This is a genomic window from Streptomyces sp. NPDC001508 (assembly GCF_040298665.1).
GTDB lineage: Bacteria > Actinomycetota > Actinomycetes > Streptomycetales > Streptomycetaceae > Streptomyces.
Genome location: NZ_JBEPAP010000014.1, coordinates 17718 through 41456, shown reverse-complemented (window position 1 = coordinate 41456; position 23739 = coordinate 17718). Strand labels below are relative to the sequence as shown.

General features: G+C 71.6%; 19 protein-coding genes and 1 pseudogene. 10 read left to right on the top strand and 10 right to left on the bottom strand.

The features are described 5' to 3' along the window. Positions 1 to 123: 123 nt before the first annotated feature. From ABT245_RS15750 to ABT245_RS15730, 5 genes are read right to left on the bottom strand one after another with little or no spacing between them, the layout of a single operon-like run. Positions 124 to 873 (bottom strand): class I SAM-dependent methyltransferase, encoded by a 750-nt coding sequence (locus ABT245_RS15750; protein ID WP_351733770.1) that lies wholly within the window; start codon positions 871 to 873, stop codon positions 124 to 126. Next, the gene (locus ABT245_RS15745) at positions 866 to 3217 is read right to left on the bottom strand and encodes a xanthine dehydrogenase family protein molybdopterin-binding subunit (RefSeq protein ID WP_351733768.1); all 2352 of its coding nucleotides are present in this window, start codon (positions 3215 to 3217) and stop codon (positions 866 to 868) included. Before ABT245_RS15745 ends, ABT245_RS15750 begins: the two co-directional genes overlap by 8 nt. Next, entirely contained in the window at positions 3214 to 3711 is a 498-nt protein-coding gene (locus ABT245_RS15740) for a (2Fe-2S)-binding protein (RefSeq protein WP_351733766.1), read from the bottom strand. The genes ABT245_RS15745 and ABT245_RS15740 overlap by 4 nt, the downstream gene beginning before the upstream one ends. Then, positions 3702 to 4583 carry an FAD binding domain-containing protein gene (locus ABT245_RS15735; RefSeq protein WP_502982133.1) on the bottom strand — a complete coding sequence of 294 codons (882 nt, stop codon included), beginning with the start codon at positions 4581 to 4583 and terminating at the stop codon, positions 3702 to 3704. The genes ABT245_RS15740 and ABT245_RS15735 overlap by 10 nt, the downstream gene beginning before the upstream one ends. 13 nt (positions 4584 to 4596) lie before the next feature. Continuing rightward, positions 4597 to 5364, bottom strand: a complete 768-nt coding sequence (locus tag ABT245_RS15730; protein ID WP_351733762.1) for a class I SAM-dependent methyltransferase — start codon at positions 5362 to 5364, stop codon at positions 4597 to 4599. 462 nt (positions 5365 to 5826) lie between these two features. Between ABT245_RS15730 and ABT245_RS15725 the strand changes: the two genes are divergently transcribed. Continuing rightward, on the top strand, positions 5827 to 8748 hold the full coding sequence (locus ABT245_RS15725; protein WP_351733760.1) for a helix-turn-helix transcriptional regulator: 2922 nt from the start codon (positions 5827 to 5829) through the stop codon (positions 8746 to 8748). A gap of 87 nt (positions 8749 to 8835) precedes the next feature. On the opposite strand, the gene ABT245_RS15720 is transcribed toward ABT245_RS15725, so the two are convergent. Beyond that, the gene (locus ABT245_RS15720) at positions 8836 to 9510 is read right to left on the bottom strand and encodes a hypothetical protein (RefSeq protein WP_351733758.1); all 675 of its coding nucleotides are present in this window, start codon (positions 9508 to 9510) and stop codon (positions 8836 to 8838) included. Between the two features lie 363 nt (positions 9511 to 9873). Here ABT245_RS15720 and ABT245_RS15715 point away from each other — a divergent pair, with 363 nt between their 5' ends. The 7 genes and pseudogenes from ABT245_RS15715 (at position 9874) to ABT245_RS15690 (ending at position 16599) form a co-directional block, all read left to right on the top strand. Further along, positions 9874 to 11685 carry a gamma-glutamyltransferase family protein gene (locus ABT245_RS15715; protein WP_351733756.1) on the top strand — a complete coding sequence of 604 codons (1812 nt, stop codon included), beginning with the start codon at positions 9874 to 9876 and terminating at the stop codon, positions 11683 to 11685. Between the two features lie 215 nt (positions 11686 to 11900). Further along, a complete protein-coding gene (locus ABT245_RS15710) occupies positions 11901 to 12785 on the top strand; it encodes an inositol monophosphatase family protein (RefSeq protein ID WP_351733754.1) in 885 nt (294 codons plus the stop codon). 137 nt (positions 12786 to 12922) lie between these two features. Further along, positions 12923 to 14332, top strand: coding sequence for a phytoene desaturase family protein (locus ABT245_RS15705; protein ID WP_351733752.1), 1410 nt, complete (start codon positions 12923 to 12925; stop codon positions 14330 to 14332). Continuing rightward, entirely contained in the window at positions 14329 to 14838 is a 510-nt protein-coding gene (locus ABT245_RS15700; RefSeq protein WP_351733750.1) for an O-acetyl-ADP-ribose deacetylase, read from the top strand. The genes ABT245_RS15705 and ABT245_RS15700 overlap by 4 nt, the downstream gene beginning before the upstream one ends. A 31-nt stretch (positions 14839 to 14869) precedes the next feature. Beyond that, positions 14870 to 15082 (top strand): annotated as a pseudogene (locus ABT245_RS46085) (BTAD domain-containing putative transcriptional regulator); the annotation flags it as partial. 426 nt (positions 15083 to 15508) lie between these two features. After that, positions 15509 to 15931: a GNAT family N-acetyltransferase gene (locus ABT245_RS46080; protein WP_502982132.1), complete on the top strand. Its 423-nt coding sequence runs from the start codon at positions 15509 to 15511 to the stop codon at positions 15929 to 15931. A gap of 206 nt (positions 15932 to 16137) precedes the next feature. Further along, entirely contained in the window at positions 16138 to 16599 is a 462-nt protein-coding gene (locus ABT245_RS15690; protein WP_351733746.1) for a hypothetical protein, read from the top strand. A 135-nt stretch (positions 16600 to 16734) separates the two neighbouring features. Here the strand turns inward: ABT245_RS15690 and ABT245_RS15685 are convergent, their stop codons facing one another. Further along, positions 16735 to 16968: a hypothetical protein gene (locus tag ABT245_RS15685; RefSeq protein ID WP_351733744.1), complete on the bottom strand. Its 234-nt coding sequence runs from the start codon at positions 16966 to 16968 to the stop codon at positions 16735 to 16737. A 419-nt stretch (positions 16969 to 17387) separates the two neighbouring features. Here ABT245_RS15685 and ABT245_RS15680 point away from each other — a divergent pair, with 419 nt between their 5' ends. Further along, positions 17388 to 17870 carry a hypothetical protein gene (locus ABT245_RS15680; RefSeq protein WP_351733742.1) on the top strand — a complete coding sequence of 161 codons (483 nt, stop codon included), beginning with the start codon at positions 17388 to 17390 and terminating at the stop codon, positions 17868 to 17870. A 752-nt stretch (positions 17871 to 18622) separates the two neighbouring features. Next, positions 18623 to 20512 carry an ABC transporter ATP-binding protein gene (locus ABT245_RS15675; protein ID WP_351733740.1) on the top strand — a complete coding sequence of 630 codons (1890 nt, stop codon included), beginning with the start codon at positions 18623 to 18625 and terminating at the stop codon, positions 20510 to 20512. A gap of 267 nt (positions 20513 to 20779) precedes the next feature. Here ABT245_RS15675 and ABT245_RS15670 read toward each other — a convergent pair whose 3' ends face one another. From ABT245_RS15670 to ABT245_RS15660, 3 genes are all read right to left on the bottom strand, one after another. Beyond that, complete coding sequence (locus ABT245_RS15670) at positions 20780 to 21529, bottom strand: hypothetical protein (protein WP_351733738.1); 750 nt, start codon at positions 21527 to 21529, stop codon at positions 20780 to 20782. After that, positions 21519 to 22106 carry an RNA polymerase sigma factor gene (locus tag ABT245_RS15665; RefSeq protein ID WP_351733947.1) on the bottom strand — a complete coding sequence of 196 codons (588 nt, stop codon included), beginning with the start codon at positions 22104 to 22106 and terminating at the stop codon, positions 21519 to 21521. Before ABT245_RS15665 ends, ABT245_RS15670 begins: the two co-directional genes overlap by 11 nt. Before the next feature lie 79 nt (positions 22107 to 22185). After that, the gene (locus ABT245_RS15660) at positions 22186 to 23292 is read right to left on the bottom strand and encodes a PP2C family protein-serine/threonine phosphatase (protein ID WP_351733736.1); all 1107 of its coding nucleotides are present in this window, start codon (positions 23290 to 23292) and stop codon (positions 22186 to 22188) included. Positions 23293 to 23739 lie beyond the last annotated feature (447 nt).

Sequence of the window (23739 nt, the reverse complement as noted above, 5' to 3'; positions counted from 1 at the left end):
GGTCGAAGGCCGGCGGACGTCCGCCGGCCCGCCCTTGCGCCGGCGCTTGGCCCGCTGGTCGTCCGGCTGGGCAAGGGGCGCCTCGATTCCCCGTCTGCGCAGACGAGCGCGGTAGCCGACACCTCAGCTCCGGGCTTCGAAGAGCACGATCGGCGGGTTCGCCAGGAAGTCCTGCCAGAAGTCATCGCCGAAGCGGCGCATGGCGTCCTTTCCCACGGTCATCTCGACCCAGCGCAGCTCACTGAAGCCGGCCGCCGCGAAGGCATGTGCGTACACCTCGGGCCGGATCAGACAGGTCTCGAAGCTGATCGGTGGCTGCAGTGCGGCCGTGACCTGTATGTATGTGCCGAACGGCGTGACCCGCTGCCGGTCGAAGACAAAGCCGTACGGGTCCGGACGGGGGCCGTCGAAGGAGAACCGTGGGTGCTGGGTGACACCGATGAATCGCCCGCCCCTGCCCAGCAGGCTCCGGGCGCCGCGGCACATGTCCGTCAGCTCCTCGGCGTCCTTGGCGTAGTTCACCAGGTAACCGGCGGTGACCAGGTCGAAGCGGCCCAGCTCCGACAGGTCCGGATCCCCGGCGTCGGCGACCAGGTACTCGGCGCCCAGCGGCGCCTGCCGTTCGGCCGCGCGGGCCGCCTCGATCATCGCCGGGGAGATGTCCACCCCCACGGCCCGCTCCGCACCCAGCTGCTTGATCTGGCGGGTGTAGAAGCCGTCACCGCAGGCCAGGTCCAGCACCCGGGATCCGCTGACATCGCCCAGCAGCCGCAGGAAGCTCTCCCGCTCCGGGTACACAGTGGGCAGTTCCCTGGCGTTCTTCCAGTGCGCGCCGATCGCGTCGTACTGCTGGGCCTCGAAACCTTCAGTCATGCCGGATGCCTTTCCTGTGACCGGGGCCGGGGCCCCCTGCGGGTCCGGATGCGATACCGAGGATGTCCTCGGGACGGATGGGGATCCGGGGCAGCTCACGCCCGGTGGCGTCGCGGACGGCGGCCGCGACGGCGGCCGGCGAGGTGACGTGCGGCATCTCGCCCACTCCGCGCAGCCCGTAGGGGGCATGCGGGTCGGGCAGCTCCAGGATGTCCACCCGCATCCGGGGCATGTCGGCCATCGTCGGGATGAGGTAGTCGGTGAAGGAGGGATTGGTGATTTTTCCGTCAGCCAGCTGGATCTCCTCCATCAGGGCGAGGCCGAGTCCCTGGCAGCTGCCGCCGTGGATCTGCCCACGCAGGGCCCGCGGGTTCAGCGCCCGGCCGACGTCCTGCGTGCTGTCCAGTGCCACCACCCGCACCAGGCCGAGTTCCCGGTCCACCTCCACGACCGCCCGGTGCGCGGCGAAGGCGAACTGAAAGACGGAGTCGCCCTGGCCGGTCCGGGGATCCAGCGGCCGGGTCGGCCGGTGGTGGAACTCCGCCGATTCCTCCACCGCCGCCTCGCCCAGTACCTCGGTGAGTTTGGCCAGCACTCGCCCGCCGGTGTCGACCACCGCGCCCCGGGCCAGCCCCGCCGCGGCGCCCTTCACCCCGACGAGCCGGTCCGCTCGCTCGCATATCCGGGCGCGTACCGCCTCGGCCGCGGCCTTGACGGCGCCGCCGGTGACATAGCTCTGGCGGGCAGAGGACGAGGGGCCCGCGTCGCCGAAGCTACTGTCGCCCTGTTCCACCACCACCTCGTCCAGTGCCAGCTCCTCGGCGACGATCTGCGCCTGCACGGTGACCAGCCCCTGCCCGACCTCGGCTGCCGCGGTGGTGACCGTGGCCCGCGGGGTGCCCTCGTGGACCTCGACCCGTACCCGGGCGGTGGAGTAGTCGTCGAAGCCCTCGACGAAACCGACGTTCTTGAGGCCGACGGCGTAGCCCACGCCCCGCACGGTGCGCGGGCCCCCGGTGGTGCCCGCGCCGTCCTCGGGGGCGGCCGGCTCCGGCAGCGGCATGGCCCTGACCCGGTGCAGCAGTTCGGCGACCGGCGCGGGATGGTCGAGCACCTGCCCCGTAGCCACGACGGAGCCCTGCGCCATGGCGTTGCGCAGGCGCAACTCCACCGGATCCAGGTCCAGTTCGCGGGCGAGCCGGTCCATCTGCGACTCATAGCCGTAACAGGTCTGTACGGCACCGAAGCCGCGCATCGCACCGCAAGGCGGGTTGTGGGTGTAGACCGCCCGCACGTCCACCTCGACGTGCGGCACCTCGTACGGGCCCACGCTGCAGGTGGCCACGGTGCCGGCCACCGCCGTCGAACTGGAGGAGTACGCGCCGCCGTCCAGCACAATGGATGCCTTGACGTAGACCAGCTTCCCCTCCCGGGTGGCTCCGTGCTCGTAGCGCATCGTCGCCGGATGCCGGTGCACATGGCCGAAGAAGGACTCCTCACGGGAGTAGCACATCTTCACCGGGCGCCCGGTGCGCAGCGCCAGCATGCTGGCGTGCACATGCATGGAGAGGTCCTCACGTGCGCCGAACGCGCCGCCCACGCCGGCCAGTCGGAGCCGGACCTTGTCGTGCGGCAGCCCGAGGCAGGCCACGACCTGTTCATGGTCGATGTGGATCCACTGAGTGGCGACATAGAGGTCGACGCCCCCGTCATCGGCGGGCACCGCCATCCCCGACTCCGGGCTCAGGAAGGCCTGGTCCTGCATGCCTACCTGGTACTCGCCACACACCACCACCTCGGCGGGCGGCAGCGTGCCGTGCTGCGCGTCGCCCCGGCGCAGCCGCACATGCCGGACCAGATTGCCGTCCGGATGCACCCGTTCGGCGTCCGGGGCGAGGGCAGCCTCGGCGTCGGTGAGCGGCGACAGGACGTCGTAGTCGACGCGGACCAGCGCTGCGGCCCGGCGGGCGGTCTCGCGGTGGTCCGCGGCCACCACGGCGACGGCCTCACCCTGGTAGCGCACGGTGTCCACTGCGAGCACCGGCTGGTCCGCCACCATCGAGCCGTGCAGCGCCCGCCCCGGGACGTCCTGATGGGTGAGTACCGCGTGCACACCGGGAAGGGCACGTGCCTCGCGGGTGTCGATGCGCAGGATGCGGGCGTGCGGATGGGGGCTGCGGGTGGTGGCCCCCCACAGCATGTTCTCGGCCCACAGGTCGGAGGAGTAGGTGAAGGTGCCGTCGGTCTTCGCCGGGCCGTCCGGCCGCGGCGTGCTGTCCCCGATCACGCCTCCGGAGACGACCGTCTCCTGATGGGGGTACCGGGCCGGCACGGCGGCGGTCACCGGCCGGCCTCGGGGGCGGGGGCCTTCAGCCGGGCGGCGGCGAGCAGCACTGCGTCAACGATGTGCTGGTAGCCGCTGCAACGGCACAGGTTCCCGGCGAGCGCGGCCCGCACCTCGGCCTCGTCGGGGTCCGGGCTCCGGCTCAACAGATCCTCGGTGGCCATCAGCATGCCGGGGGTGCAGAACCCGCACTGCACGGCTCCCGCGTCGAGGAAGGCCCGCGGCAGGGGGTGCGGTTCCTCCTGACAGCCGGGCGGGGACAAGCCCTCGACGGTGCGCACGGGCCGGTCGTGCACCTGGGCCGCCGGCACCAGGCAGGAACAGCAGAGCAGTCCGTCCAGTTGCACCGAACAGGAGCCGCATCTGCCCTGTTCGCACGCGTTCTTCGTGCCCGGCAGGCCGATCCGTTCGCGCAGCACGTACAGCAGGCTCTCAGTCTCCCGCACGTCGTCGAGTACGTGCCGCTCGCCGTTCACGGTCAGGGTCATGCGCATGATCGCCATTCCGTCCTGTAGTTCTCCCATGTCCGGGCGAGGGTCCGTCGGGCCAGGACCTCCACGGCATGCCGCCGGTAGGCGGCACTGGCCCGGACGTCGTCCACGGGTGCGGTGTCCTGCGCGGCCAGTTCGCCGAACCGCCGCAGTACGTCCGGCGGGAGCGGGGCCCCGGACCGCCATGCCTCGCGGTCCGCCAGCACGCCGGCCAGGAACTCCTCGGCGGCCAGGGCCGGAAGGGGGCGGTCGGCGACCCCGCCCATGCCGGTGCCCACCCCTTGCCGCGCGGGCCACAGCGCCATCGCGAACGAGGCCGTGGAGAGGGTCACGGCGGCGCGCCGGCCCACCCACGCGAAGCTCTGCGGCCCGTCGGCCACCGGCAGCACGACGGCGGAGATGAGTTCGTCCGGTTCCCGGACCGTACGACCGGGCCCGGTGTAAAAGTCCCTGGCCGGCACCCGCCGGGTGCCGCGCACCGAGTCCAGCTCGATCTCCGCCCGGCAGGCGAGCAGTATCGGGTGGGCATCTCCCGCAGGCCAGGCGGCGCCCAGGCCGCCGCCAAGGGTGCCGCGGTTGCGGATCTGCCGGGAGCCAACCGCCGCGGCGGCCTCGGCGACGCCGGGCAGCAGACCGCTCAGCTCGTCGGCCAGCTGTGTGTACGTCAAAGTCGCGCCGAGCCGGACCGTCCCTTCTTGCCGCCGCCAGGTGGCCGCGGCTCCCAGCAAAGAGAGGTCCAACACCACGTCGGGGGGTGCGTCACCCGCGTTCAGCCGGACCATCACCTCCGTGCCTCCCGCGACCGGCACGGTGGTGGGCCGTGCCGCCATCATGGCGAGGGCTTCGTCCCAGTGGCGCGGCAGCAGGAACTCCATCATCCCCCCGTGGTCATGCGTCGGCGGCCCGGCGGCAACTGAACGAGACCCACGGCGGATTGGCGAAGTAGCTCTGCCAGTAGGGCCAGCCGAACTCGAAGACCCCCTCGACCGCGAGTTCGGTGGATGCCCAGCGGAAGTCCTCGAAGCCGGCGGCCGCGAAGGCATCCTCGTAGACCGATGCGTGCAGCAGATAGGCGCGGAAGTCGAACGGCGGACGGGTACCCGCCGTGACACGGATCTGGCTGCCGCGCGGGAGTGTGCGCTCGTGTGCGAAGGTGAAGCCGTATTTGGCCAGGTCCGGCCCGTTGAGGTCCAGGTCCGGCCGTGCGGTCAGCGCGCGGAAGGCGCCTTTGGGACGGAGTTGGCGCGCGACGGCGTGAGCCATCTTCAGCATGGTGTCCGGGGAATCGGCGTAATTGAGCAGATAGATGGCGAGGACTGTGTCGAAGGTACCGAGCGCGGGGAGTTCCGCGGCGTCCGCGACCCGGTAGGTGATGCCGAGCGGGTCGGCCGCCTCCAGCCGCTCGGCCACCGCCACCATCTCGGCGGAGATGTCCGCCCCCACCACGTGTTCGGCACCAAGTCGCCGCGCGGCCCTCGTGTAGACCCCGCTGCCGCACGCCAGATCCAGGACACGTTGTCCGCGGAGGTCACCCATGAGCCGCAGGACGCTCGGCCGCTCCACGAACCGGGTCAGCGGCAGCTGCTTTGACGCCTCATATGCCGCACCTATGAGATCGTACTGCGGAATATTCTTCTCCACCGAAGCCTCTGACATAGTGACTCCTTGAAAGCCGGAAGGGTGGGTGATCCGCCCGGATGAAAGTAGCCATTCAGCTGTCGGCTCCAAATTCACGTAACATTGATTAACAGCTGCTTTTGCGGACACCCCCACCATTTCCCGGAGGCATGCACCGGTCTCCACGGGAGCCCCGCAGGGACACCGAGAGATTATGCCCCTGGTACCGAAGTGATAGGCGATGTACCCGGGCCCTTAAGTCTCACATATCACTACATTGCATAACTTTCCCGTGCGATGGGCGGGGTTCGAGTGCGACGGACGACGCGTAGCGGAAAGGTCAGACGGAAGACTGGGCGCAGATAGACCAAGGCGGGCGGCGTGACGCCTGACGGAGTGTGCAAAACCTCCTTGACCGCAAGGCGTGCCTGACTTATCTTGAGCGAAGAAATTCATCTCGATATCCTTGCACCGCATTATCGCCTATGACACGCGGGGGAAATGTTGGATTTCTTATCCAGGGCCAGGGACGGAGAGGGCCAGAGTTTACTTATCGAGGCCGCCGTGGGTATGGGCCGCAGCAGCATGCTGCGTGCCGTCGGGAAAGCCGCGCCCGGATTCGGCCTTCGCGTCCTCACCGCGCGTGCCCGCGCCTCGGAGCAGAATGTGGAGTACGGCGTCGCCCACCAGCTCATGGCGAAGCTCGGCGACACCCGGGGAACCGACGGGCCACCAGGCCGGCCCGGCAGACTTTCCTGCCCCTTTCCCAACGAGGACCTGACGTCGGCCGACGCCGACCTGCACCCGCTGATGCGGGTGCTGGCCAATGACGTGCCGGTCCTGCTGGCCATCGACGACCTGCAGTGGATGGACCTGTCCTCACTACGCTGCCTCGGCTATCTGATGGCGCGGCTGGAGAGCGCTTCGGTCGCTCTGGTGGCCACTCTCGCGCTCGGCGAGGCACCGGCCAACTCCCTGATGACCGAGGTACTTTCGGGGTTCCAGCACAGGGTGGTGCTGGCCGGGCTGACCACCGACGAGGCAGCCCTCCTCTCCACCGATACGCTCGGCGCCCCCGCGAAGCCGGAGACTCTCGAAGCCGCCGTCGACGCCACCGGTGGCAGCCCCTACCTCCTCAACGCCCTCTTCCGCGCACTGCGGCTGAACAATCTGCGCCCGTGCGACATCACCCCCCAGGACATCGCGTCCCAAGGGCCGGTGGAAGTGGCCGAGACCCTTTTGAACCGCTACGAGCGCGCCTGGCCCGGCGCGGAGACAACGGCGGAAGCCACCGCGGTGCTCGGCGGCGCCGCCTCCGTCGCTGCCATCGCCAGACTGACCGGCAGTGAAGAGCTGGAGGTGGCCGACACCGTCGCGTCCCTCGGGCGGGCCGGACTCCTGGCCCAGGACGCCGACACCGTCCGCTTCACCCAGCCCATGGTGTGCGCCTCGGTACTGGCCCGGCTGCCGCCGAGCCGCCGCAACGCCCTGCATATCCGGGCGGCCCATGTGCTGTACGAGACCGGCGCACCGCACGAACAGATCGCTACGCAGATCCTGCGCAGCTACAACGACGCGGCCGAGCACTGGACGTGCAGCGTGCTGAGCGAGGCCGCCCGGGAGGCCGTGGGCCGCGGCGCATACGAGGTGGCACGGGACTATCTGATCCGCGGCCTGGAGGAATGCGAGGGCCGGTGCCAGGGCAAGCTTCTGCGGGTCCTCGGCCAGATCGAACTCTCCACGGATCCGGCGACCGCGGCCGAATACTTGCGCAAGGCGTTGGCCCTCAGTCCCGACCCGGCCGAGCGCATCGACATCCAGATCGACCTGATCCACTGCCTCTACATTCTGGACCAGCCGCACGAGGCCAAGGAAATCCTGGAGAAGGGTCTCGCGGAGAGCAGCAGCAGCGACCCCACGGGCGGACCAAGGCTGTGGGGCGAGCAGTTCGTGCTGGGAGTCCTGGCCGGCAGAGAGACCGGCCAAGACTCCCTCGGCCGCGGGCCGGAGACCGTCTCGGCCGGATCCGTCGACCCGCTCGACCATCGGCTCCGGCTGGACCTGGCCAGCATGCTGGCCTGCTGCCGCGGCGAGGCCCGGGAGGAAGCGGTCCAGCAAGCCGAACGGTCGCTGCGCAGACCCTACACCGGCCTCAACGAGCGGCTGGCCGCCCGCACCGTACCCATCCAAGTGCTCACCACAGCCGATGAGCTGGACAGTGCCCTCAGCGAGTCCGATGCGCTCGTCGAGCAGGCCAAGGGCGCCCGCTCCCGGACCCTCGGTGCGCTGGCGCACAGCATGCGCGCCGAGGTCCACATCCGGATCGGCAACGTCCCCAAAGCGCTGGAGGACGCGTACTGCGCCCTGAAGCTGATGCCGCTGTCCTCCTTCGAGTACTGGGTGTGCACCGGCCAGGCCATGGCAGCGGGGGTCGGCGCACTGGTCGAGACCGCACAGTTCGAGGAGGCGCACCGCCTCCTCGCACGGGCCGGGCTGGAACATCAGATGCCCGACCGCAGCAGCTTCGGCCCGCTCCTCTTCCACCGTGCGCAGCTGCGGATGGCCGACGACGACGTCGAGGGCAGCCTGGCCGATCTCATGGAGTGCGGCGCGCAGCTGGCGAAGTCGGGCACCGTCAACCCGGCGGTGCTGACCTGGCGTTCCGATGCGGCACTGGCCTACGCGGAGCTGGGCGACCGTCAGGAGGCACGCCGGCTCATCGACACCGAGCTTTCCAGGGCCCGCCGCTGGGGTGCTCCCCGGGCCATCGGGCGCGCGCTGCGGGCGGCCGGTCTGCTGGCCAAAGGCCGCAAGGGGGAAGCCATGCTGGGTGATGCCGCGCAGGTCCTGGAGTCCTCACCGGCCCGGCTCGATCTCGCCCGGGTACTGGCCGATCTGGGCATCCTGGCCAGGCGCTCCCACCGCCTCCAGGACGCCCGCGAGTATCTGCGCCGGTCGCTGTCGCTGGCCGAGATCTGCGGCGCGACGAAGCTGGCGCAGACCGTCCGCGAGGAATTGCTGGTGTCCGGCGCCCGGCCGCGCCGCCCGACCGAGGTGGGCATCGACGCGCTGACCCCCACCGAGCGCAGGGTCGCGCTGCTGGCCGTGTCCAAACGCACCAACCGTGAGATCGCGGCGAGCCTGTTCGTCGCACAGCGGACCGTCGAACTCCATCTGAGCGCGGTCTACCGCAAGCTCTCGATACCCGGCCGCTCCGGCCTCGCCGACTACTTCGGCGAACTCCCGAACGACCCGTCTGAACGTCTCGGGAAGGAGCAACCCGAGGAGGCGCGCGCAGAAGCCGGCCCGGCAGCGCACCCTGACAATGGAACGACCGCCCGGCCCGCTTCCTCCACGGCGATGGTGAGGTCCCGTCTGGTGATTCCGCGCGGGCTGAGCGCGTCGACGGGACGGCTGTGGTAGGGCTGCTCCCCGCCCGACGGCCGGATCCGGTACCCACCGGGTCCGGCGCGGGCCCGGTCGCGCAACTCGCTTGCCTGTGCTGGGCCTTCAGCTCTTCCCGGTGCCGTCCTCCAGCGCCGACACGGCCGCCTTCGCCGCCTTGATGGCCCCCTTGTTGATCTCGTTGGTGGCGGGCGCCTTCTTCGTCTCGAAGTCGCTGCCGTTGTAGGTGACGATCACCAGGGCGTTGGCGGCGCGCACCACGACCATGCCCTCGCGGGTCTCCTGCTTGTCCTCGGTGGTGAGGTTCACCACCGAATAACCCGAGTCGCCGACACCCGGAACGGCACCACCGCCGGTCTTCTCCGAAACCCGCTTCTCGTATTCCTTCTGTGCCGCCTTGTCCGACTCGGCGACCTCGTAGGAGACGTCGAGCCAGCGGTAGTCGTACCCCTTCAGCGCGTTCCAGGAGCAGGTGCGGCGCAGCTTCGGGTCCGTCGACGGGATCTCCTTGCCGGCCGTCTTGGCACCCGGCACCAGGTCGGTGACGGTCGCCTTGGGCACGCTGCCGCAGGGTGCGGGCGCGGCGGCGTACGTCTTCGCCGCGGACGTCGAGGACGGCGCCGAGGGCGACGACCGGTCGGCCGTCTTCTGCTCCGGCTGCTGTTGCGTGGCCGATGACGCCGCGAACGGACCGGACGTCAGCGCCCAGCCGGCCACGGCGAGCACGACGACCGGTGACAGACGCGCGGTGAGAGCGAGCGGCAGAGGAAGATGACGCACGGCGTACTTCTCGTGGGGGAGGGAAGTGCGGAGGGGGAGTCCACACTGTGGGACGCCAGTGTCACACGACTGGCTGTGCGGCGGAAGTGCCAACCCGCTCGGTACCCGTGCGGTGACGGTGGAGACCGTGGGGAGGTGTGGACGAACCGTACGCATCACGGGCGTGAGCCCGGCGCCCGGCACCGCGTCCGACTGGCCGTCTTCGCCCACGAGTCGGGCCGGGTCCCCGACCGTGTCCCTCGCCGCCGACGCGGCTGACACGCCTGACGCGCGCCGGTCCCGCGCCACCGCGCGCGCTCTGGACGGAGGGATCCCTCCCCTGCTTACGATCGCACGATCGGTCGCCGTCAGTGAGGAGTCCCCGTGTTCACCACCCGGCCCACCCTCCAGGGCACCTTCGGCATGGTGTCCTCCACGCACTGGCTGGCCTCGCAGTCCGCGATGGCCGTGCTGGAGGACGGCGGCAACGCCTTCGACGCGGCCGTGGCCGGCGCGTTCGTCCTGCATGTCGTCGAGCCGCACCTCAACGGACCGGCCGGCGAGGTGCCGATCCTGCTCGCTCCCGCGGGCGGCGAGGTGCGGGTGCTGTGCGGTCAGGGCGTGGCCCCGGCGGGAGCCACGGTCGCGCACTACCGCGGACTCGGCCTGGATCTCGTACCCGGCACGGGACCGCTCGCCGCCGCCGTGCCCGGCGCCTTCGACGCCTGGCTGCTGCTCCTGCGCGACCACGGCACCAAGTCCCTCGCCGACATCCTGCGCTACGCGATCGGCTACGCCGAACACGGTCATCCGCCCGTGGAGAACCTCGGCCGGACCGTGCAGAGCGTCCGCGAACTGTTCGAGACCGAGTGGACCTCGTCGGCGCGGGTGTACCTGCCCGGCGGCCGCTCGCCCCGGCCCGGCCGGCTGCTGCGCAACCCCGCGCTCGCCGCCACCTGGAAGCGGCTGCTCGCCGAGACCGAGGGCGCCGGTGACAGAGAGGCACGGATCGACGCCGCCCGAGAGGTGTGGCGGACGGGCTTCATCGCCGAGGCGCTGGTACGGCAGGCCCGGCGGCCCACCCTGGACACCAGCGGCGAACGGCACAGCGGCACGCTCGGCGCCGCCGACCTCGCCGGCTGGTCCGCGACCTACGAGGCCCCCGCGACCTACGACTGGCACGGCTGGACGCTGTGCAAGGCGGGCCCCTGGAGCCAGGGCCCCGCCCTGCTCCAGCAGCTCGCCCTGCTCCCGCCCGAACTGCCCCCGTACGGCTCCGCCGACTACCTCCACGTGCTGATCGAGGGCTGCAAGCTCGCCATGGCCGACCGCGAGGCCTGGTATGGCGACGCCGCCGACGTACCGCTCGCCGAGCTGCTGTCCGACGCGTACAGCGCCGGCCGGCGGGCGCTCGTCGGCGACCGCGCCTCCCACGAACTGCGGCCCGGCAGCCCCGGTGGGCGCACCCCACGGCTGAGCGTGCACGCGCACGCGATCGCCGGCGACGAGACCGGGTTCGACCCGATGGGCGCCGGCGAGCCGACCGTCGCGCACCCGCCGGGCGGGCCCGAGGCGGCCGCCGACGGCGCCACCCGCGGGGACACCTGTCACCTCGACGTCGTCGACCGCTGGGGCAACATGATCGCGGCGACGCCCAGTGGCGGCTGGCTCCAGTCCAACCCGGTCGTGCCCGAACTCGGCTTCCCGCTCGGCACCCGGCTCCAGATGACCTGGCTCGAGGAGGGCCTGCCCAACTCCCTGACCCCGGGCCGTCGCCCGCGCACCACCCTCACCCCGTCCATCGCGTTGCGCGACGGGACGCCCGTGATGGCCTTCGGCACCCCCGGCGGGGACCATCAGGACCAGTGGCAGCTGCACTTCTTCCTCGCCGTCGCGCTGCGCGGCCCGGTCCGCGGCGGCCTCGACCTCCAAGGCGCGATCGACGCCCCGAACTGGCACAACGACAGCTTCCCCAGCTCCTTCCACCCGCGCGGCCGACGCCCGGGCAGTGTCACCGTGGAGTCCCGCACCGACCCCGCGGTCGTCGCGGAACTGCGGCGGCGCGGCCATGACGTCACCGTCGGCCACGGCTGGTCCGAGGGACGCCTGTGCGCGGTGGCCCGGGACCCCGCGACCGGCGTGCTCTCGGCGGCGGCCAACCCGCGCGGGATGCAGGGCTACGCGGTGGGCCGCTGACCACCGGACTGCTGACCGCCGGACTGCTGACCACCGGACTGCTGACCACCGGACTGCTGACCGCCGGACTGCTGACCTCTGGCCTCTGCCGGCCTCTGGCCTCTGGCCTCTGCCGGCCTCTGACCGGTGGAGGCGGAACCGTCTGTTCGTCTCGATTCCACCCGCGATACACCGAACCGGCGGGGATTGTCAGTGCCGCATGCTCTCATGGAGGCATGATCGAAGACACGAAGACCTGGGGGTGTCCCCTGGACGAAGACCTCGGCGCGGCCCTGACAGGGGACTTCCTCGCCCGGCACGCGGCCGATGTGGAGGACGCGATCCGTACGGCCGCGGCGACCGAGATCCTGCCCCGCTTCCGCCGGCTCGCCGACCACGAGATCGACCAGAAGAGCGGTCCGCACGACCTGGTGACGGACGCCGACCGCCTCGCGGAGCGCCACCTCACCGGGGTGCTCGCCGCTCTCCTGCCCGGCTCCGTCGTCGTCGGCGAGGAGGCGGTCCACGCCGACCCGACGACATACGAGGCGATACGCGGCGACGCGCCGGTGTGGATCGTCGACCCGGTCGACGGCACCCGCCAGTTCGTGCACGGCGACCCCGGCTTCTGCACGCTCGTCGCGCTCGCCCACCGGGGCGTCCTGCTCGCCTCCTGGACGTACGCGCCGGTCCCCGACCGACTCGCCACCGCGGTACGGGGCCGGGGCGCGTTCCTCGACGGCGAGCGGCTCCGCGCGGGATCGCCGGCGGCCGGCCGGAAGCTGCGGATAGCCACCTCCCACCCGGACTACACGACCGACGAGCAAAAGCGCGCACTGCTCGGACTGTGGGCCGACGGTGTCGCGCCGCGCGCCTGCGGTTCCGCGGGCCTGGAGTATCTCGCCGTCGCCCGGGGCGAGTTGGACGCCACCGCGTTCTCCTGGGAAGCGGCCTGGGATCACGCGGCGGGCCTGCTCCTGGTCGAGGAGGCGGGCGGCGCCCATCGCACGCTCACCGGCGAGCCGTTTCGCATCACGGGCGGCAACGCCCTGCCGTTCACCACGGCACGGGACGCGGCCACGGCCGACCGCGTACGCGAGCTGCTGTGCGACGGCGGCTGAGCCGACCGGAGGTCGCGGGGCCCCGGCTGGCCATGGCCGCGCCCGTTTCCTCCCCGCGCCGCCGGGGTTGTCACCGCCCCGGCATATGCTGACCCTGAGTGGCCATCGGCTGACGAAGGGGTCCGAAGGTGCCGTCGATGCTCGATGCGGTCGTGGTGGGAGCGGGGCCGAACGGGCTGACGGCTGCCGTGGAGCTGGCCCGCCGCGGCTTCTCCGTGGCGCTGTTCGAGGCCCGTGACACGGTGGGCGGCGGAGCCCGCACCGAAGAACTCACCCTGCCCGGCTTCCGCCACGACCCCTGTTCGGCGGCGCACCCCCTCGGGATCAACTCACCCGCCTTCCGCGCCCTGCCCCTGGAGCGGTACGGCCTGGAGTGGCTGCACCCCGCCCTGCCCATGGCCCACCCGTTCCCGGACGGCACCGCCGCCGTGCTGGCCCGGTCCGTCGCGGAGACGGCCGCCTCCTTCGGTCCGCGCGACGCGGGCGCGTACCGCAGGCTCGTCGCGCCGTTCCTGCCCAAGTGGGACACGCTGGCCCGCGACTTCATGTCCCTGCCGCTGACCGCGCTCCCGCGTGACCCGGTCACCCTGGCCCGTTTCGGACTCGTCGGCCTGCCGCCGTCCAGCCGGCTGATGCGCCGCTTCAGCGACGAGCGCGCCCGCACCCTCTTCGCCGGGCTCGTCGCCCATGTCATGGCGCCGCTCAACGGCTTCGCCACCGGTGCCATCGGCCTGATCTTCGCCCTCGCCGCGCACGCCCGTGGCTGGCCCGTGGCCCGCGGCGGATCCCAGTCGATCTCCGACGCCCTCGCCGCCTATCTGAAGGATCTCGGCGGCAGCGTCCACACCGACTACGAGATCAAACGGCTGGACGACCTGCCACCCGCACGGGCGTACGTCTTCGACACCTCGCCCACCGCCCTGGCCCGCATCGCCGGCTTCGGCAACCACTACGCGCGCTACCGCTACGGCCCGGGCGTCTTCAAGATCGACTACGCCCTCGACGGGCCGGTGCCCTGGACCGCGCCCGAGGCGCGCTCCGCCGGGACCGTGCAGATCGGCGCGAGCACCGCGGAGATCGGCACCGCCCTGCGTGCGGCGTCCCGTGAGGGCCGGGCCCCCGACAAGCCCTTCCTGATCACCGTGCAGCCCAGCGTCGCCGACCCGACCCGGGCCCCGGCCGGCCGGCATGTCTTCTGGGCGTACGGCCATGTGCCCAACGGCTGGACCGGCGATCTCACCGATGCCATCGAACGCCAGCTGGAGCGGTTCGCCCCCGGCTTCCGCGACCGCGTCCTCGCCCGCGCCACCGCCGGGCCGCCCGAACTGGCCGTACGCAACGCCAACTACATCGGCGGCGACATCGCCTGCGGCTCGGTCTCCGGACTGCAACTCCTGCTGCGGCCGAAACCGTCCCTCTTCCCGTACCACACCCCGCACCCCGCGGTCTTCATCTGCTCGGCGGCCACCCCGCCGGGCCCCGGCGTGCACGGCATGTCGGGGCACAACGCGGCGAAGGCCGTGTGGCGCAGGCTGAGACAGTCATGACCACCCTCACGCTTGTGCGGGGTGACATCACCCGGCAGACCGCCGACGCGATCGTCAACGCGGCCAATTCCTCACTCCTGGGCGGCGGAGGCGTCGACGGCGCGATCCACCGGCGCGGCGGCCCCGCCATCCTGGAGGAGTGCCGCAAGCTCCGCGCCTCCCGGTACGGCAAGGGCCTGCCCACCGGCCGCGCGGTCGCCACGACGGCCGGCGACCTGGACGCCCACTGGGTCATCCACACGGTGGGCCCGGTCTTCTCCTCGACCGAGGACCGCTCGGACCTGCTGGCGTCCTGCCACCGAGAGTCGCTTCGTGTGGCCGACGAACTGGGTGCCCGAACCGTCGCCTTCCCAGCGATCTCCACCGGCGCCTACCGCTGGCCGCTGCGGGCCGCGGCCCGCATCGCACTGGAAACGGTGCGAAACACACCGACCGACGTCGAAGAGGTGCGGTTCGTCCTCTTCGACCAGTCCGCGTACGACGCCTTCGCCGCCCAGATCCGCTGACGAGAACCCACCGCCACCACAACAAGCCCTCGTGCTGCGGCAGGGCAGGGAAGCGGAACTGCTGCCGCGGCTGCTCCCGGCGGTGGCCGCGCAGCCCTTCGACGAACGGCTCGCCGGGCAGCTGATGCTGGCGCTGCACCGGCAGGGGCGCACCGTACAGGCGCTGGAGCACTACCAGATGCTGCGGCGAAGCCTGGACGAGGAGTTGGGGCTCACCCCCGGCGCCGCCGTCCAGCGGCTGCACCACGAGCTGCTGACGGCGGGATCCCAGGGGGACGACGACCCGGCGGCGGCGCCCGCCTCGGACCGTAGGGGTGCGGCGACCGCGGTCACCTCGGCCGCCGTGCCCCGGCTGCTCCCGCTCGCGCCCACCGGCTTCCAGCCCGGTCGCGCACAGTCGTTCCACGGCGAACGGCGAACGGCGAACGGCGAACGGCGAACGGCGAACGGCGAACAGCCGGGCGGCCGACAGCCGGACAGCCGGGCGGCGGCCGGGCGGCCCGCGCCATCGCCTGATCCCACCGGACTCCGCCCGGGCACGCGACTACGCCGAGGACAACATGTGCGATCGGGGGGCGGCGTAGCAGCGTTCATGTCCCGGGTGGGCGGAGCGGCCCCCGCCGTCGGAAGTGTGTTGCCGTGGCGGGGGCCGGTCGGTGAGGCTGGCGGGATGAGCGGAGCGATCTCTTACACGTGGCGCGACCCCATCACCGACGAGGAGATGATCGACCTCGTCCGGTCCCATGGCGGCGCCGCCGTACCCGGCTGGTGGAGCAAGGTCATGGAGCACAGCCTCGGCTGGGTGGGGGCCCGTGACGGCGAGGGCGTCCTCGTCGGATTCGTCAACGTGGCGTGGGACGGCGCGGACCACGCCTTCCTGATCGACACGAAGACCCGGGGCACCCACCAACGTCGCGGCATCGGAACGGCACTTGTGCGTCGAGCGGTGGTCCAGGCGCGGGCGGCGGGCTGCGAGTGGCTGCATGTGGACTTCGACCCCCATCTGCGCGGCTTCTACTTCGACGCCTGTGGCTTCCGGCCGACGGACGCGGGCCTGATCCACCTGCCCTCCGTCAGCGAGGGACGACGGTGAACAGGGCGCCGGTGAACGCCGTGCTCCCGTTACGCTCTCTGCCCCGGGCATGCGCTGCCGCGCTGACGGCCGGTGCGGTATTCGGAGTTCTCGCTCCACTCCTCGAACCGGCCGACGCCCCGGCCCTGCACGCGCTCCATCTCGTGCTGAACGCGGGCTGGTCCTGGTCGGCACTGGCCTTCTGTATCGGCCTCCGCTGCCCAGGCATGCTCAGGGCCGCCGTCCTGGCTCCCGCATCCCTCATCGCCGCGGTAATCGCCTATTACACGACCGAACTCGGGCAGGGTGATTTCCTGCTCCCAGTGAACCTGGAAAACCTTACGCAAGGAAATCGGGTGCAGTGGTCCGGATTCCTGACGGCCACGGCGGCCTGGTGCATTGCGGCAGTCTTTTTCGGGCCCGTTTTGGGGGTGGCCGGGAATCTGGCCCGGCATCAGGGAATGCGCGGTCTTCCCTTTCAGGTGCTGATTCCGCTGGCGGCCGTCGTGGAGACATCGACGCGGCTCCAGACCGAACTCCCGGTGCGAGGGGCACTCGTCGGCGCGACATGGAACGTCACCCGCCTTGCGGCGGTGGCTGTCGTCGTCGTACTCGTCGGGCGTGCGGTGACCGCGCGCCGGCAGCGGTCTTGCACTTCTGTCGCGGCGGGGCAGCGGATCGGGCCGTAGGGAACGGTACCGCGACCGCGCGTCGCCTGGAGGAGCGCGGGCAGGTCGCGGGCGCCGGGGAGGCTCCCTCGGACCCCACCGTGCCGCTCTGTGCGGAGGGTGGGGGCCGAAACTCCCCGGCGCCCGGCTTGGTGGCTACTTCTTGTGACAGGCCCACTTGCCGTGGACCTTGGTGTAACGCTCACCCTTCGGGCACTTCTTGTGCTTCGGAGTCTTCGTGGGGTGCGGTGTGGGCGCGTTGTGGCTGTCCGCCACCGTGGTGGTCGCCGGAGCTGCGAAGGCGGTACCCGTAGAGGCCACCGCTGCTCCGCCGGCGAGCATGCCCGCGGCGGCAGTGGCGGCCAGAGCGCGTATGATCCTGTTTCGCATGGTCGGCAGCCTTTCTTTGTCGGCGTCACGGCCTCTCAGTTCGATTCTTGGCACCGCTGTCCGCGGACCGCATCTCGATCACGCCGGTGTATTCGGGACTTTGCCGCGACAGGCCCGGTATTTCCCGGGTGGGCCTGGATTCGAGAGCCGTGACAGGACCCGGATTTGCCGGGGGCTCGGAACTAGAGCCGTGACAGGCCCTGTTCCGTCTCGCCGCGTAATCCCGCAGGCGACCTGAAAGGTGCCGCGGGGCCGTTGCGGGGCAAGGGCCGAACGGCCCCCGATCCGCCCCCCGAGGCCCTGGCCCGCCCCGCCCCTTTCCGAGAGGATCGACTGCCGTCGCCGGCAGCGGAGCGGCAAGGCCGCACGGAAGATGGTGACGGGTGGTCGGCTCGGCCCGGAGAGAGAGGAAGCCTCAAGTGATCGCTGTTGTGGGACACCCCGATCTCACCGCGCCTACGCTGACGATGATTGAGGAGGCGCTGGGCCGACGGCTGGCGGGCTTCGCACGCGCGGGCAGGGCCGGACTGGTCCGTGCGGGCCAGGGGCTGCCGGTCGTTTTCGGCCGCGCCGCACGGAAGGCCGGGCTGGCGCTGGTGACCGTGCTGCCCGCCAGGAACGGGGTCCCCGCGGTGCTGGAGGAGCACGACCGCAAGGCCGCCGGGGAGTTGCTGCTGCTCTCCGATCAGGTGCGGCTGCTGGAGTACGACCCGGTCGACCGCGGCGCATGCGTGGGCGCCGACGAGAGTCTGCTGCGCACCTGCCGCCGTCTGGTCGCGATATGGGACGGCTCGCCGTCCAACGGCCGGGACGCCACAGCCCACTTGGTGGCCTACGCGCGCAGCAGCGGCATCGACGTGGAGGTCTTCTGGCCCGACGGGGCGGCACGCGAACACCTCTGATGCCGCCAGGCGGTGGGGAGTTGAAGCGCTGTTGACGCCCTTCGAGCCGGTCGATGTCCACCCCGGGGAAGTGGGGCCGCAGCTGGGGATCGCCGAGCCCCCTGTCGTAGAAGATGTCGACGACGGCGCTGATCGCGGGTTCGCCTCCCCGTTGCTCGAAGAGGCTCGGTGCGGTGGTCCGGGGCGGGGTGGTGGGGGAGATGTCAGCCACTGCGACAGCGTCGGGCCGCATCCTCCGGGATGTCAGGGGCGCGTGAACCGGCCGTCAGGCAGCACTCACCTCCCGTCGCGCCCGCGCAGCGAGGCCTTCGCAACCCGCCCATGACACGCGGCGGCCGTCAGGGGACCGTGTCAGGGCGCGCCGGCCGACCGGACCTCATCGGCCGCCCCCCGGCGCGTCGGTTTCCCCGCCGGGAGTTTCCGGCAGACGCAATCCAACTCCAGCCGGGACGCGTACCTCCTACGAGAAGCGATTGGAGGAACGCAATGACAGTCTTCGGTCATCTCTTCCCCGGCAGGAGCGGGGACCACGGCGGCCACGGGCACCACGGTCGCGGCGAACATGACCACGGTGAGCATGGTCGGCACGGCAGGGACCGGCGGGACGAGGACAGGGACCGCCGTCACGACCGCGACCACGACCACGACCACCGCTTCGAATACTGAGAGTGAGGGAAGGCCGAGCGGGTCGGTGACCAGGGAAGCCGGCCCGCTTCGCCGTCCGGTTGCGAGGAAAGCGACGGAGCGGTGCCATGGTGGGTGTCCTCCGGCATGCACTGCGGGGACTGCTGTCGCCGGGCGGGCCGGCGAGCGGGGACGAGCGGGACCCCGCCGTCGTCGCGCCCGCACCGCGCCTGTCCCCGCGTGAGGTCTTCCGGCGCTTTTGGCCCTACACCCGGGGCCGCAGGCGCTGGCTGGTCCCCCTGCTGCTGTTCAGCCTGATCGGCCCGGCGGTCGACGGCGCGGAACTGTGGCTCTTCAAGACCGTGATCGACGAGGCGCTCGTCCCGCGCGATCCGCGCCCGTTCCTGTGGATCGCCCCCGCCTATCTGGGGCTGATCGTCGTCTCCGGCATCCTGGGGTTCGCCGACAGCGTGACGTCCGCCTGGGTCGGCGAACGCTTCCTGCTGTCACTGCGCCGCGATGTGTTCCGGCACGTCCAAGGGCTGTCGCTCGGGTTCTTCGAACGGCGGCGACTCGGCGACGTACTGTCCCGGGTGACCGGCGACGTGGACGCCGTAGAGACGCTGCTGCTCTCAGGGGTGGCGGACGGCCTCTACCACGTGGTGCGGCTCTGCGTCTTCCTCGGCCTGCTCTGCTACCTCCGCTGGGACCTGACGCTGCTCGCCCTGGTCGTCGTACCGCTGTTCTGGCGCGCGGCCCGGCACTTCTCCCGGCTGATCGGCGAGGCGTCCCGGGAGCGCAGACGGCGCAGCGGCTCGCTCAGCGCGGTCGTCGAGGAGACGCTCGGCAATGTGGCCCTGGTCCAGGCGTACAACCGGCAGGGCTGGGAGGAACGCCGCTTCGAGAGGGAGAACCTGGGCCGCTTCCACGCGGCGATGGCGTCCGCGCGGATCGGCGCCGTCTACTCGCCGCTCGTCGAGATCATCGAGGTGTCGGGCATCCTCGCCGTGCTCGGCCTCGGCACCTGGAAACTCGCCCAGGGACAGCTCACGCTGGGCGGGCTGCTGCTGTTCCTGGCGCTCATCGGCAAGCTCTACGGCCCGGTCAGCAGCCTGTCCGGCCTCGCCGCCACCTTCTACACGGCCTCCGCCGCCGCGGAACGGATACTCGAACTGCTCGACCAGCGGCCCCAGGTCGTCGACGCCGCCGACGCCCGGCGGACCGGCCGGGCCCACGGCGACATCGAACTGGACGGCGTCTGCTTCCACTACCCCGGCACCGCGCGCCAGGCGCTGTCCGACGTGTCCTTCCACGTCGCCCCCGGCGAGATCCTGGCCCTGGTCGGGGCCAGCGGGGCCGGCAAGTCCACGGCGGCCAAGCTGCTCCTGCGCTTCTACGACCCCGACCTGGGCGCGATCCGCCTCGACGGGACCGATCTGCGCGAGCTGCGTCTGCGGGACGTACGGGAGAACGTCGCGGTGGTGCTGCAGGAAACCCTTGTCCTGCACGGCACGGTGCGCGAGAACATCGCCTACGGGCGGCCGGGGGCGACGGACGCGGAGATCGTCGCGGCGGCCGGGGCGGCCGACGCGCACGAGTTCATCCAGTCGCTCCCCGACGGCTACGACACGCTGGTCGGCCAGCGTGGCCGGATGCTGTCCGGCGGTCAGCGGCAGCGCCTGGCGATCGCCCGCGCGATGATCCGGGACGCGCCCGTCCTGCTCCTGGACGAGCCGACCAGCGGCCTCGACGTCGAGTCCGGGCTGCGGATCATGGGCCCGTTGCGGCGTCTCATGGCGGGGCGCACGACCGTCGTCATCTCGCACAACCTGCTCACCGTCCGTGACGCCACCCGGATCGTGGTCCTCGACCACGGCCGGGTCGTCGAGTCCGGCACCCATGACGACCTGCTGGCCCGCCGTGGCGCATACGCGCGGTTGCACCGGCTGAACGCCGAACACGCGCCTGGCCGGCGGCTTGGCGGGGGTGGCCGTTCGCCGTTCGCGGCGGGCCGGTAGCCGCAGGGCGCCTATGCGCCGTCGTGCAGCGCTCTGGCGGGGCGAGTGCGGGTGGTGTTGTGGCGCTGAGTGCGCCGTTCCCCGTGTTGGCGCTGTGCGACTCGGCGGGGTGGCTGTTCGCCGTGGGGCAGCGTGTCGGTGGCCGGGTGCGGCGGCGTCGTGGCTGAGCGTGCAGTTCCCCGCGCCCCCTTCAGGGCGATGGCCCAGCCGTGTGTCGTCTTGTCTGGGTGGCTGAGCGCGCCGTTCCCCGTGCCCCTTTGGGGCGGGTCAGGACTCGTCGCCTGTGGTGAGGTGGGCGGTGGCCAGGATTGTGCCGTCGGTGGTGGTCAGTCGGGCGGCGGAGAGTTTCGCGGTGTCGACCATGGCGGGGCTGCCCCAGAACCCGGTTCCGTTGTGCCGTAGCGCGAACGTGCCCACGCGTACCGTGCTCCCGTCCTTGTGCACCAGCAGACAGGTCACCTTGCCGTCGCGCGGAACACCCACGTCGGCCAGGTCGACGGCCATATAGATCCAGCCCGGCCTGCCCGGGTGGGTGTAGATCTCGCCGACCGCCTTCCCGGGGCTCGTGGCCGAGGACAGGTCTCCGGAGAGCATGCCCCCGTTGGTCCCGGCCGTGGAGGAGGGGCCGGCCACGACGTCCTCGATCGCCGTGCCGATCGCCCAGCCGCCGAATCCCACGGCCAGGACGAGGGTGGCCGCCGCCGCGGCGAGCCGCACCCGGATCCGCCTGCGGCGACTCGGGAACGTGGCGGCGGCCCGCGTGGGCGGACGCCGCTCCCGCGCCGTCGCGGTCAGCCTCCGCGCCACCCGCTCCTCGAAGCCCACCGGCGGCTCGCTGCCCGGCAGCAGACCGATCAGCCGGTCGCTCACCGAGGTCAGTTCCTCGATGTACTTCCGGCACTCCGGACACCGGTCCAGATGGGCGACCGCCTCCGCCCGTTCCCGGCCGGGCAGTACGCCCAGAGCCAGTTCGGCGCCGATCTCCCGCAGCGTCCGGCAGGTCACGTCACTGGCCATCGTCGCCTCGCTTCGAGGCTGCGAGTGAGGTCCGCAGCTTGCCCATCGCCGTCCTGATGCGTGTCTTCGCGGTACCCAGCGGGATCCTCTCCCAGTCGGCGATCTGCTGGGCCGTCATTCCGTAGATGCCCGCCATCACGAGAGCGCGGCCCTGCTCCCGCGGCAGCTCCGCCACCGCGGCCCGCAGCCGGGTCGACGCCTCGTCGGCCAGCGCGTACTGCTCCGGAGTCTCGCTGACGGCACCGAGGACCGCGTCCAGGTCCTCGGGCGGCACCGGCTCCGGCCGCCGCGTCCGGATGGCGTCGATGGCCAGGTTGCGGGCGATGGTGGTCAGCCAGGTCGACACGGAGCCGCGGCGCGCGTCGTACACCTGGGCATGACGCCACGCACGCTCGAACGTCTGCTGGGCGACGTCCTCGGCGAGCTGTGGGTCCCCGGTGACGGCGACGGCGACACCGAAGACCGTGTGCTGGAACCTGCGTACGAAGGTGACGGCCAACTCCGGGTCACCCGTGGCCAGCCCGGACAACAGAGCTTCGTCCGGGAGGCGTCCCGCAGAGAACCGGAATCTCTGCATATCCATACCTACGGTGTGCCCTCGGCGAGAGATTGCTCGGCCACCACGGAAGATCACATTCCTCGTCTCCCTCCGTGAACTACGACGGACGGGTGCGGTGCAGCGCGACCATGGTCACGTCGTCGCTCAGGCCGCGGCCCACATACCGCCGCAGGTCGCTGTGGATGGCGCTGAGCAGTTCCTCGGGCTCCAGCCCGGCCCAGCCGGGAAGCCGGTCCGCGAGGGGGTAGAAGTCACCGGCCCGGTTGCGGGCCTCCACGACGCCGTCCGTGTACAGCAGCAGGGTGGCGCCGGGCGGGAAGTCCACGGTCTCCACGGGCGGATGCGCGTGGTCGAGATCGCCCAGTCCGAGCGGCGGCGCATAGGACGTGGGGTCGAGCACGGTGACCTGTCCGCGGTCGATGAGCAGGGGCGACGGATGCCCGAAGTTGATCATGAACGTGGGTCCTTCGCCCTTCTCCGGCACCTCCAGCACCATGGCGGTGACGAACTCCTCCAGGGCGAGGGATGTGCTCATGGGGTCCTGCTGCGCCGCCGTGGCGTCCCGCAGGTCCTCCCTGAAGTCCTCTTCGAGATCGGTGACCATGGCGTGCAGCGGTCCGCGCTGGCGCACGGAGCGGCGGAACGCGCTCAGCACATAGCTTGCGGTCTCCACCGCCGCGAGGCCCTTGCCGTGTGCGTCGCCGATCAGGATCCGCACCCTGCCGCCGACGTCGGCGACCGCGTACAGGTCCCCGCCTACGGCGGCGTCCTCGTTGGCCGCCAGATAGACCGAGGCGAGGGCCAGGTCGCCGATGCGGGGCGGCAGGGGTTTGAGCAGGACCCGCTGGGTCACCTCGGCGACCGCGCGGGTGCGGGCCAGCTCGTCCTCGCGGCGTTCGCGGATCCAGCTGGCGCCCACGGCGCCCATGCAGATCAGCACCAGCGCGGTGAGCTGCACCCAGAAGTTCGCGGTGCCCAGCGCCAGGTTTCCGGCCGCCGCCAGCACCACGCAGGGGATGGCGATCGCGATGACGGCGACCACGCCGAGCGGTGTGCAGAACACCGCGGCCAGCGCGGGCGCGCCCACCATCAGGGGACCCAGTCTGATGGACCGGCTCACCAGCTGGTCCACCACCAGCAGCGCGACGGGCAGGGACATCAGCCCCGCGGTGATGAGCCGCGGGTGCTCCCACGTCGAGGCCATCGGTCCCGGGCCCCGTCTGCTACCGTCCAACGCCATCACCTCCCGGGCGTCACACCAGACCGCTCCCATACTGCCGCCCACTCCCCCCACCAGGCACGCCGACAGAACACCCCAGCCCTCCGGCACCCGCCAAAGAAACGCGAGAAACAGCGCGCCGGCGGCAGCCCCCTTGAAGGGGCGCGGGGAGCGGCGCGTCCAGCCACGAAGCCTCCCGCACCCGGCCGCCCACGTGTCGTCCCATGGCGGGCGTCCGCTCCGGCCTGGGTGGCATGGTTGCTGGTGGGCGGTGCCTTGAAGGGGCGCGGGGAGCGGCGCGTCCAGCCTCATCGCCTCCCGTGCCCGGCTGCCGATGTGTCGTCCCATGGCGGGCATCTGCTCCGGCCTGGGTGGCATGGTTGCTGGTGGGCGGTGCCTTGAAGGGGCGCGGGGAGCGGCGCGTCCAGCCTC

Coding starts and splice junctions, on each gene's coding strand:
- ABT245_RS46080 (WP_502982132.1), top strand. CDS start 15,509: ATGAGCGGAGCGATCTCTTACACGTGGCGCGACCCCATCACCGACGAG.
- ABT245_RS15710 (WP_351733754.1), top strand. CDS start 11,901: ATGATCGAAGACACGAAGACCTGGGGGTGTCCCCTGGACGAAGACCTC.
- ABT245_RS15690 (WP_351733746.1), top strand. CDS start 16,138: ATGCTCAGGGCCGCCGTCCTGGCTCCCGCATCCCTCATCGCCGCGGTA.
- ABT245_RS15660 (WP_351733736.1), bottom strand. CDS start 23,292: ATGGCCTCGACGTGGGAGCACCCGCGGCTCATCACCGCGGGGCTGATG.
- ABT245_RS15750 (WP_351733770.1), bottom strand. CDS start 873: ATGACTGAAGGTTTCGAGGCCCAGCAGTACGACGCGATCGGCGCGCAC.
- ABT245_RS15700 (WP_351733750.1), top strand. CDS start 14,329: ATGACCACCCTCACGCTTGTGCGGGGTGACATCACCCGGCAGACCGCC.
- ABT245_RS15685 (WP_351733744.1), bottom strand. CDS start 16,968: ATGCGAAACAGGATCATACGCGCTCTGGCCGCCACTGCCGCCGCGGGC.
- ABT245_RS15670 (WP_351733738.1), bottom strand. CDS start 21,529: ATGGCCAGTGACGTGACCTGCCGGACGCTGCGGGAGATCGGCGCCGAA.
- ABT245_RS15735 (WP_502982133.1), bottom strand. CDS start 4,583: ATGGAGTTCCTGCTGCCGCGCCACTGGGACGAAGCCCTCGCCATGATG.
- ABT245_RS15730 (WP_351733762.1), bottom strand. CDS start 5,364: ATGTCAGAGGCTTCGGTGGAGAAGAATATTCCGCAGTACGATCTCATA.
- ABT245_RS15705 (WP_351733752.1), top strand. CDS start 12,923: ATGCTCGATGCGGTCGTGGTGGGAGCGGGGCCGAACGGGCTGACGGCT.
- ABT245_RS15665 (WP_351733947.1), bottom strand. CDS start 22,106: ATGCAGAGATTCCGGTTCTCTGCGGGACGCCTCCCGGACGAAGCTCTG.
- ABT245_RS15725 (WP_351733760.1), top strand. CDS start 5,827: ATGTTGGATTTCTTATCCAGGGCCAGGGACGGAGAGGGCCAGAGTTTA.
- ABT245_RS15675 (WP_351733740.1), top strand. CDS start 18,623: ATGGTGGGTGTCCTCCGGCATGCACTGCGGGGACTGCTGTCGCCGGGC.
- ABT245_RS15740 (WP_351733766.1), bottom strand. CDS start 3,711: ATGCGCATGACCCTGACCGTGAACGGCGAGCGGCACGTACTCGACGAC.